This is a genomic window from Actinophytocola sp. (assembly GCF_050699915.1).
Taxonomy (GTDB): Bacteria; Actinomycetota; Actinomycetes; order Mycobacteriales; family Pseudonocardiaceae; genus Actinophytocola.
Genome location: NZ_JBOHGA010000274.1, coordinates 1 through 7,151 on the forward strand (window position 1 = coordinate 1; position 7,151 = coordinate 7,151).

The window sequence follows — 7,151 nt, forward strand, 5'->3', positions numbered from 1 at the left end:
GGGCAGCTGCTGGGGCCCGGACGGCGGTCCCGTCGGGGGCATGGCCTGGGTGGGCGGCCCGCCCGGGAGCTGCTGCGGGCTCGACGGCGGACCGGACGGTCTGGGGTACTGGCCGGACTGGTTGCCGGGGGGCGGGACGGGCGGCACCGGCCGCTGCTGGCTCGGCTGCGGACGCTGCGGCTGCGGCAGTTGTTGCGAGGGCTGCTGGCGCGGCGGCGCGGGCGGCTGCTGGCGGCGCCTCGGCGGCGGCTCGACGGGGCGGTTGTAGCCGCTGGCGTCGGAGCGGTGGCGGTGCGAGGTGCGGGACGGCGGCGGCATGTCGTCGCGGATGATCGGCATCTCGCCGCTCTCGGCGTTGACCCGGTCGATGATCGCCTGCGCGCCCGTGTCCTCCATGTCGTCGGCGCGACGCCTACGACGGCGCGGTGCCCGTTCCCCGGTCTCCGCGCCGTACTTGGCGAGCAACTCAGCGACTGTGCGCTGAGTTGGCTCAGGTCCGCCTTCGTGACTCATTGACTCCACCGTGCCCGGCATCGGCCGAATCGTCCAGCGCCGGTGCGCTTCTTACGCGGCCCGCGGACGCGAGCCGCCGAGTTGACTCTCAACATTATGAATGCTGCCGCGGTGTGGCATTCGCCAAGCATCAGGAATCCTCACCGTCGGCCTGGTCCAGGCGTCGCAGGATGAGTCCTTCCCGCAGCGCCCAGGGGCAGATCTCGACCTCCGGCCGGGACAGCGCACGCATCGTGGCACGCGCCACGAGCGCGCCCGCGACCAGCTGGTGCGCCCGGCTCGCGCTGACGCCCTCGAGCTCGGCCAGGTCGGCCGCGGACATCCGCGAGATGAACGCGATGAGCTGGCGCAACCCCGGCTCGGTCAGCACCCGGCGGACCCGTGGGCCGGCCGAGGACGGGGCGGCTCCGCCCAGGCGGGCGAGCGAACGGAACGTCTTCGAGGTCGCCACCACGCGGTCCGGTTCGCCCTGTTTGGCCACCTTCTTCGCGATCGGCGCGAGCTCGTCGGCGAGCCAGTCGACGGTCTGGGCCAGCTCCTCGCGGCTGGGCGGGTCGCTGCTGAACCGCTCCCGGGTGAGCCGCCCGGCGCCCAGCGGCACCGACCGCGCGAAGTCCGGCTCCTCGTCCACGCCCATCGCGAGCTCGAGCGAGCCGCCGCCGATGTCGAGCACGAGCAGCTTGCCGGCCGACCAGCCGTACCAGCGGCGGGCGGCGAGGAACGTGAGCCGGGCCTCCTCGGTACCGGTCAGCACCCTCAGGTCGACCCCGGTCTCGTCGAGGACGCGGGTCAGCACCTCGGGGGCGTTGTGCGCGTCGCGGACCGCGGAGGTCGCGAACGCCAGCAGGTCCTCGCAACCCAGCTTCGCGGCCGACCTCTTCGCCTCGGCGACGGTGAAGACGAGGTCGTCGGCGCCCTCGGCGGCGAGCTTGCCGTCCGCGGTGATCCGCTCGGCGAGGCGCAGCACGGACTTCTCGGAGCGCGCCGGCATCGGGTGCGCGCCCCGATGCGCATCCACGACGAGCAGATGGACGGTGTTGGAACCGACGTCTAACACCCCTAGGCGCACGGGGGGCAGGTTACCGGTCGGTCGCGAATCGGGAAGTCCCTCACGACTCGAACTTGTACCCCAGCCCACGCACCGTGACCAGGTGTCGAGGCGACGCCGGATCCGGCTCGATCTTCGAGCGCAGCCGCTTGACGTGCACGTCCAGCGTCTTGGTGTCGCCGACGTAGTCCGCGCCCCACACCCGGTCGATCAGCTGGCCGCGGGTGAGCACCCGGCCGACGTTGCGCAGCAGGTACTCGAGCAGGTCGAACTCCTTGAGCGGCAGCGGGACCTCGCCGCCGTCCACGGTCACCACGTGCCGCTCGACGTCCATCCGCACCGGGCCGGCGGCCAGCACCTGCGGCAGCAGCTCGCCGTCGCCGGTCTCGCCGCCGCGGCGCAGCACCGCGCGCACCCGGGCGATCAGCTCGCGGGCGGAGTAGGGCTTGGTCACGTAGTCGTCGGCGCCGATCTCCAGCCCGACGACCTTGTCGATCTCGCTGTCCCGCGCCGTCACCATGATCACCGGGACCGTGGAGCGCTGGCGCAGCGCCTTGCACACGTCGGTGCCGCTCATGCCGGGCAGCATCAGGTCGAGCAGCACGATGTCGGCCCCGTTGCGGTCGAACTCCTCGAGCGCCTGCTGGCCGGTGTTCGCGACCGCGGCGGTGAAACCCTCCTTGCGCAGCAGGAAAGCGAGCGGGTCGGCGAAGGACTCCTCGTCCTCGACGATGAGCACCCTTGTCACGGCAGCCCTCCGTTGTTGGAGCCGTTGCTGGAAGCGTTGTGGGCGGGGATGCGCAGCGTGAACGTGGAGCCGGTGCCCGGCCGGCTCCACAGCTTGACCTCGCCGCCGTGGTTGGCCGCGACATGCTTGACGATCGCGAGCCCGAGCCCGGTGCCGCCGGTGGCCCGCGAGCGGGCCTTGTCCAACCGGTAGAACCGTTCGAAGACTCGCTGCTGTTCGTCCTCGGGGATCCCGATGCCGCGGTCGGTCACCGCGATCTCCACGAACTTGCCGACCTGCCGCCGGCTGATCGACACCGGGCTCCCGGGCGGTGAGTAGGCGACCGCGTTCTCCAACAGGTTCGCGAGCGCGGTGACGAGCAGCGTCCGGTCGCCCTCGACGAGCAGGCAGCTGTCCGGGTCGATGGCGATGTCGATCCCGGTGGTCTCCTGGGCGAGCTGGGCGCGGCTGAGCGCGTCGCGGACCACGGCGTCGACCTCGACCGCGTTCAGCTGCGGCAGCCGCTCGGCGCCCTGCAGCCGGGACAGCGCGATCAGCTCGGTCACCAGCGTGCCGAGCCGGGTGGCCTCGTGGAGGATCTTGCCGGTGAACCGGCGCACCGCGGTGACGTCGTCGGCGGCGTCGAGGACGGCCTCGGCGAGCAGCGCCATCGCGCCGACCGGGGTCTTCAGCTCGTGGCTGACGTTGGCGACGAAGTCACGCCGGGTGGCCTCGAGGCGGACCGCGTCGGACTCGTCGGCCGCGTCGACGACCATGAAGTTGTCGCCCAGCGGGCGGATCTCGCCGCGCACCGCCTCCGGGCCGCGGCCGAACTGGACGCCGCGTTGGACCGGCAGGAGCTCGATCTCCACCGGCTCGCCGGTCTCCTTGACCAGCTCGGCGGCCTTCTTCGTCCGGTCGTCCACCCGCCGGTTGTGCACCACGCCGAGCTCGATCGCGCGCGGGTTGTGCTGCACCACGTCGCCGAACTCGTTGAGGATCACGATCGCGCTGTGCGAGGACTGCATGAGCCGCTGGAGCAGGATCGAGATGCTCGGGCCGGCCGGCGTCGGGTCCGCCGGCCGGCGGCGCGCCCGGCCGACCCAGAAGCCTACGCCGAGACCGACGAGCAACGCCGGGACGATCCAGACCAAGTCGGTCACGACCGAATCGTAAGCAGGTCAGGTGCGGGATGGACCAGCCCGACGCGGCTCGGAGTGACGGTCGTGACATCTATCCGGAAGTTGTTCTTGCCGGCGTCGACCCGTGTTCACCCGTTCGTGTCCAAGCGGGCCAGGTCGTCGTCGGTGAGCCGCAGCGCGCCGGCGGCGACGTTCTCCGCGAGGTGGTCGAGGCTGCCGGTGCCGGGGATGGCCAGCACGTTCGGACCCCTGTGCAGCGTCCAGGCCAGCCGGACCTGCGCGGGAGTCGCCCCGTGGTCCCGCGCGACCTCGTCGACGGCGGTGTCGACGGCGGCGTCGGCGGCGGCCGCCTGCGCGCCGCTGGCGATGGCGAAGAACGGCACGAAGGCCACGCCGTGCTCGGCGCACAGCTCGATCAGTGCATCGTCCTCGCGACGCGCGGTGAGCCCGTACTGGTTCTGCACGCACACCACCGGGGCGATCTCCAGGGCCTCCCTCAGATGCTCGGCGGACACGTTGGAGATGCCGAGGTGGCGGATCAGGCCGGCGTCGCGGAGCTCGGCGAGCGCGCCGAACCGGTCGGCGAGCGAGCCGTCGCCGCGCTCGAGCGCCGCGCCGATGCGCAGGTTCACGACGTCGAGGTGGTCGCGGCCGAGCTGGCGCAGGTTCTCCTCGACCTGCCCGCGCAGCTGCTCGGGCCGGGCGGGCCCCAGCCACTCGCCCGACGGGTCGCGGCCGGGCCCGACCTTCGTGGTGATCACGAGGTCGTCCGGGTACGGCGCGAGCGCGGAGTTGATCAGCTCGTTGGCCGAGCGGAGCTCGGAGAAGTAGAACGCGGCGGTGTCGACGTGGTTGACGCCGAGCTCGACCGCGCGACGCAGCACGGCGAGCGCGGTGTCGCGGTCGCTTGGCTCGCCATTCGACTTGCTCATGATCCGCATGGCCCCGTACCCGAGGCGGTTGACGGTGCGGTCGCCGAGTCGCCAGGTCCCCGAGGCGTCCGCCCGCACCTGCGTGGTGATGGTCTCTGTGGTCATGCCGCCACTCTCCCGTCCGACCCGTTTCCGCCGCTCGCGATGGCAACTTCTTGCCGATCCTCGCGACGGCGTTGCCGCGCGGGCATGCTTGGGGCATGGAGACGGCCCAGGTCGCGATCGTGCGCGGCGAGGAGGAGCTGTTCGCGCGGACCGCGCACCTGTTCGCCGGGGCCACCGACATCGCGTGTGCCGCCAACGACCTCAGCACCTGGGCGGCGACCCGGCCTCGGCCGGAGATCGCGCAGGAGATCGCGCAGGGCGTGGCCGAACACCGCCAGGCGGGCGCGCGGGTGCGCAAGCTGTACCGACCCGGGGTGCTGCTCAACCCGTCGACCGCGCAGCACCTCGCGACGCTGCGGGACGCGGGCGCGGACATCCGGATCACGCAGGACGAGGTCAACGAGACGATCATCCTCGACCGCCGGGTGGTGATCCTCGCCGGCGACCTGTCGGACGGGGCGCGGTCCTACAGCGTGATCGCGCGGGCCGAGGTGGTGCAGGGCGTCGCGTCGCTGTTCGAGGTCGCTTGGCGCAACTCCGGCTCGCTGGCAGCCTACGACGCCGAGCTCACCGAGCTTCGCTCGCTGGCGCCCCGGGTGCTGGAGCTGCTCGCCGCGGGCGGCAAGGACGAGTCGGCGGCCCGGACGCTCGGCCTCGGCGTGCGGACCTACCGGCGCCGGGTGGCCGAGCTGATGGCCGCACTCGGCGCGCGGTCCCGCTTCCAGGCCGGCGTCCGCGCCCGCGAGCTGGGCCTCGTCTGAGCCCCGTCTGAGCCGCTCTGAGCTACCGGCCCTGCTTGGCCACCGCCGCGGCGGCGCGCTCGGCGGCCAGCGGGTCCAGGTACTCCCCGCCCGGGTTCAGCGGCTGCAGGTCTTCGGACAGGTCGTAGCGCAGCGGGATGCCGGTCGGGATGTTGAGCCCGGCGATGGCGTCGTCGGAGACGCGGTCCAGGTACTTGACCAGGGCGCGCAGCGAGTTGCCGTGCGCGGCCACCAGCACGGTCCGCCCCGCTCGCAGGTCCGGCACGATCGCCGACTCCCAGTACGGGAGGAACCGGTTCACCACGTCCTTGAGGCACTCGGTCAGCACCTGCTGGCCCGCGTTCCCCACGTACCGGACGTCCCGGTCCTGGCTGAACTCGCTGCCCGGCTCGATCGGCGGCGGCGGCGTCGCGTAGGACCGGCGCCAGAGCATGAACTGCTCCTCGCCGTACTCCTGGAGAGTCTGCTTCTTGTTCTTGCCCTGCAGCGCGCCGTAGTGCCGCTCGTTGAGCCGCCAGTCCCGGCGCACCTCGATCCAGTGCCGTTCGGCGACGTCGAGCGCGATGTTCGCCGTGGCGATCGCCCGGCGCAGCAGGGAGGTGTGCACGACATCGGGCAGCAGGTCGTGGTCGAGGAGGAGCTCGCCGCCGCGACGGGCCTCGGCCTCACCCTTCTCCGACAGGCCGACGTCGACCCAGCCGGTGAACAGGTTCTCCGCGTTCCACGTGCTCTCGCCGTGGCGGAGCAGAATCAGGGTCCCGATTGTTGAGCCGTTCGGGTGCATCGATCCAGCCATACCGGAAGCGTGCCAGATGATGCGGCGTTCGCGCCCCACCACCCGTTCGTGGGACGAGGGGCGCCCGCAGATACATGTAGTTGACTTTTCAGTTGCCTTCGTCACCCAATCGTTACCTACGGAACGTGATAGATCCTACGACTTGGTAACTTGTGGCCTTGTGTAACCGGCTGACTTCTGACAGGTTGACAGGCGCCTGACCGGATCAGCTCCCACGCACTCCCTGGTCCGCGAAGGCAGCAGTGCGGCTCGTCTCCCCTGCCGAGCCGCGCCCGCCCGGAAACCCAGGGTGCCCCCCGCCTCAGGGCTCCGACGCGGCGGGAACCCACGTGGGGCGGCCTGAGATCGCGACTCCCCCCTCGCTCAGGCCGCCCCGCGACCCTGCTCAGGGTCAGTCGGTTCCCGCGCTACTCCATCACTCCCGCTCACCAGGCGTCAGAAGGTGCTCGAAGGCCTTGAGGTTGGCGAGTGACTCGCCTCGTGAGACTCGCCAGTCGTACTCACGGCGGATCGACGATGCGAAGCCGATCTCCAGCAGCGTGTTGAAGTCGCCGTCCGCTGCTTCCACTACCTGGCCCAGTACTCGGTCCAGTTCGTCTGCGGTTACCGACGCCGGGCTCGTTCGGCCCACCAGGTAGATGTCGCCGACGTGGTCGATCGTGTAGTGCACGCCGTACAGCTTCGCGTTGCGCTGCAACAGGAACCGGTAGACCGCCTCGTGCGCCTCGTCTGGCTTGCGGCACACGAAGGCCTCGACGACCAGTGCGTGCTCGCCCACCTGCAGCCAGCAGTTCGTCTGCAGCTTCTTGGTCCCGGGCAGCGTCACGAAGAACCGGCCGGGCGAGCGGTGGTCGTAGGTCAGCTCACGCTCGTCGAGCGCGGCGGAGATCACCGCGTCGAGATCCGTCACACCGCCACCCCCGTGTCGAAGACCGCGCGCCGGAACGCGCCCGCGGCCTCGACATAGCCTGCCACCAGCTCGTCGGTCGTGCGGTTCCAGGAGAACCGGCTCGCGTGCGCCACGGCGTTCGCCGCGAACCGGGCGCGCAGCACGGGATCGAGCGCGACGCGGGCGAGGGCGTCGGCCCAGGCGGCCGGCTCGTGGCCACGGACGAGCAGGCCAGACG

7 protein-coding genes and 2 pseudogenes are annotated in these 7,151 nt (G+C 71.5%); 1 reads left to right on the plus strand and 8 read right to left on the minus strand.

The features are described 5' to 3' along the window. The 5 genes and pseudogenes from ACRDSK_RS29915 to ACRDSK_RS29935 all read right to left on the minus strand — a co-directional run. A pseudogene (locus ACRDSK_RS29915) lies at nucleotides 1–465 on the minus strand (hypothetical protein); the annotation flags it as partial. A gap of 178 nt (nucleotides 466–643) precedes the next feature. Further along, nucleotides 644–1,582, minus strand: a complete 939-nt coding sequence (locus ACRDSK_RS29920) for a hypothetical protein (RefSeq protein ID WP_431444709.1) — start codon at nucleotides 1,580–1,582, stop codon at nucleotides 644–646. A gap of 40 nt (nucleotides 1,583–1,622) precedes the next feature. After that, entirely contained in the window at nucleotides 1,623–2,309 is a 687-nt protein-coding gene (locus tag ACRDSK_RS29925) for a response regulator (RefSeq protein ID WP_431444710.1), read from the minus strand. Continuing rightward, nucleotides 2,306–3,451: a sensor histidine kinase gene (locus tag ACRDSK_RS29930; protein ID WP_431444711.1), complete on the minus strand. Its 1,146-nt coding sequence runs from the start codon at nucleotides 3,449–3,451 to the stop codon at nucleotides 2,306–2,308. The genes ACRDSK_RS29925 and ACRDSK_RS29930 overlap by 4 nt, the downstream gene beginning before the upstream one ends. A gap of 107 nt (nucleotides 3,452–3,558) precedes the next feature. Beyond that, on the minus strand, nucleotides 3,559–4,467 hold the full coding sequence (locus ACRDSK_RS29935; protein WP_431444712.1) for an oxidoreductase: 909 nt from the start codon (nucleotides 4,465–4,467) through the stop codon (nucleotides 3,559–3,561). Between the two features lie 95 nt (nucleotides 4,468–4,562). Between ACRDSK_RS29935 and ACRDSK_RS29940 the strand changes: the two genes are divergently transcribed. Further along, the gene (locus tag ACRDSK_RS29940) at nucleotides 4,563–5,228 is read left to right on the plus strand and encodes a DNA-binding response regulator (protein ID WP_431444713.1); all 666 of its coding nucleotides are present in this window, start codon (nucleotides 4,563–4,565) and stop codon (nucleotides 5,226–5,228) included. A gap of 22 nt (nucleotides 5,229–5,250) precedes the next feature. Here ACRDSK_RS29940 and ACRDSK_RS29945 read toward each other — a convergent pair whose 3' ends face one another. From ACRDSK_RS29945 to ACRDSK_RS29955, 3 genes and pseudogenes are all read right to left on the minus strand, one after another. Next, the gene (locus ACRDSK_RS29945) at nucleotides 5,251–6,024 is read right to left on the minus strand and encodes a phosphoglyceromutase (protein ID WP_431444714.1); all 774 of its coding nucleotides are present in this window, start codon (nucleotides 6,022–6,024) and stop codon (nucleotides 5,251–5,253) included. A 415-nt stretch (nucleotides 6,025–6,439) separates the two neighbouring features. Then, a complete protein-coding gene (locus ACRDSK_RS29950) occupies nucleotides 6,440–6,934 on the minus strand; it encodes a YbjN domain-containing protein (RefSeq protein ID WP_431444715.1) in 495 nt (164 codons plus the stop codon). Beyond that, a pseudogene (locus ACRDSK_RS29955) lies at nucleotides 6,931–7,151 on the minus strand (D-inositol-3-phosphate glycosyltransferase); the annotation flags it as partial. The pseudogene ACRDSK_RS29955 and the gene ACRDSK_RS29950, both read right to left, overlap by 4 nt.

Excerpts from the sequence above, each read along its gene's own strand:
- ACRDSK_RS29945 (WP_431444714.1), bottom strand. The coding sequence starts at position 6,024 with ATGGCTGGATCGATGCACCCGAACGGCTCAACAATCGGGACCCTGATT.
- ACRDSK_RS29940 (WP_431444713.1), top strand. The coding sequence starts at position 4,563 with ATGGAGACGGCCCAGGTCGCGATCGTGCGCGGCGAGGAGGAGCTGTTC.
- ACRDSK_RS29935 (WP_431444712.1), bottom strand. The coding sequence starts at position 4,467 with ATGACCACAGAGACCATCACCACGCAGGTGCGGGCGGACGCCTCGGGG.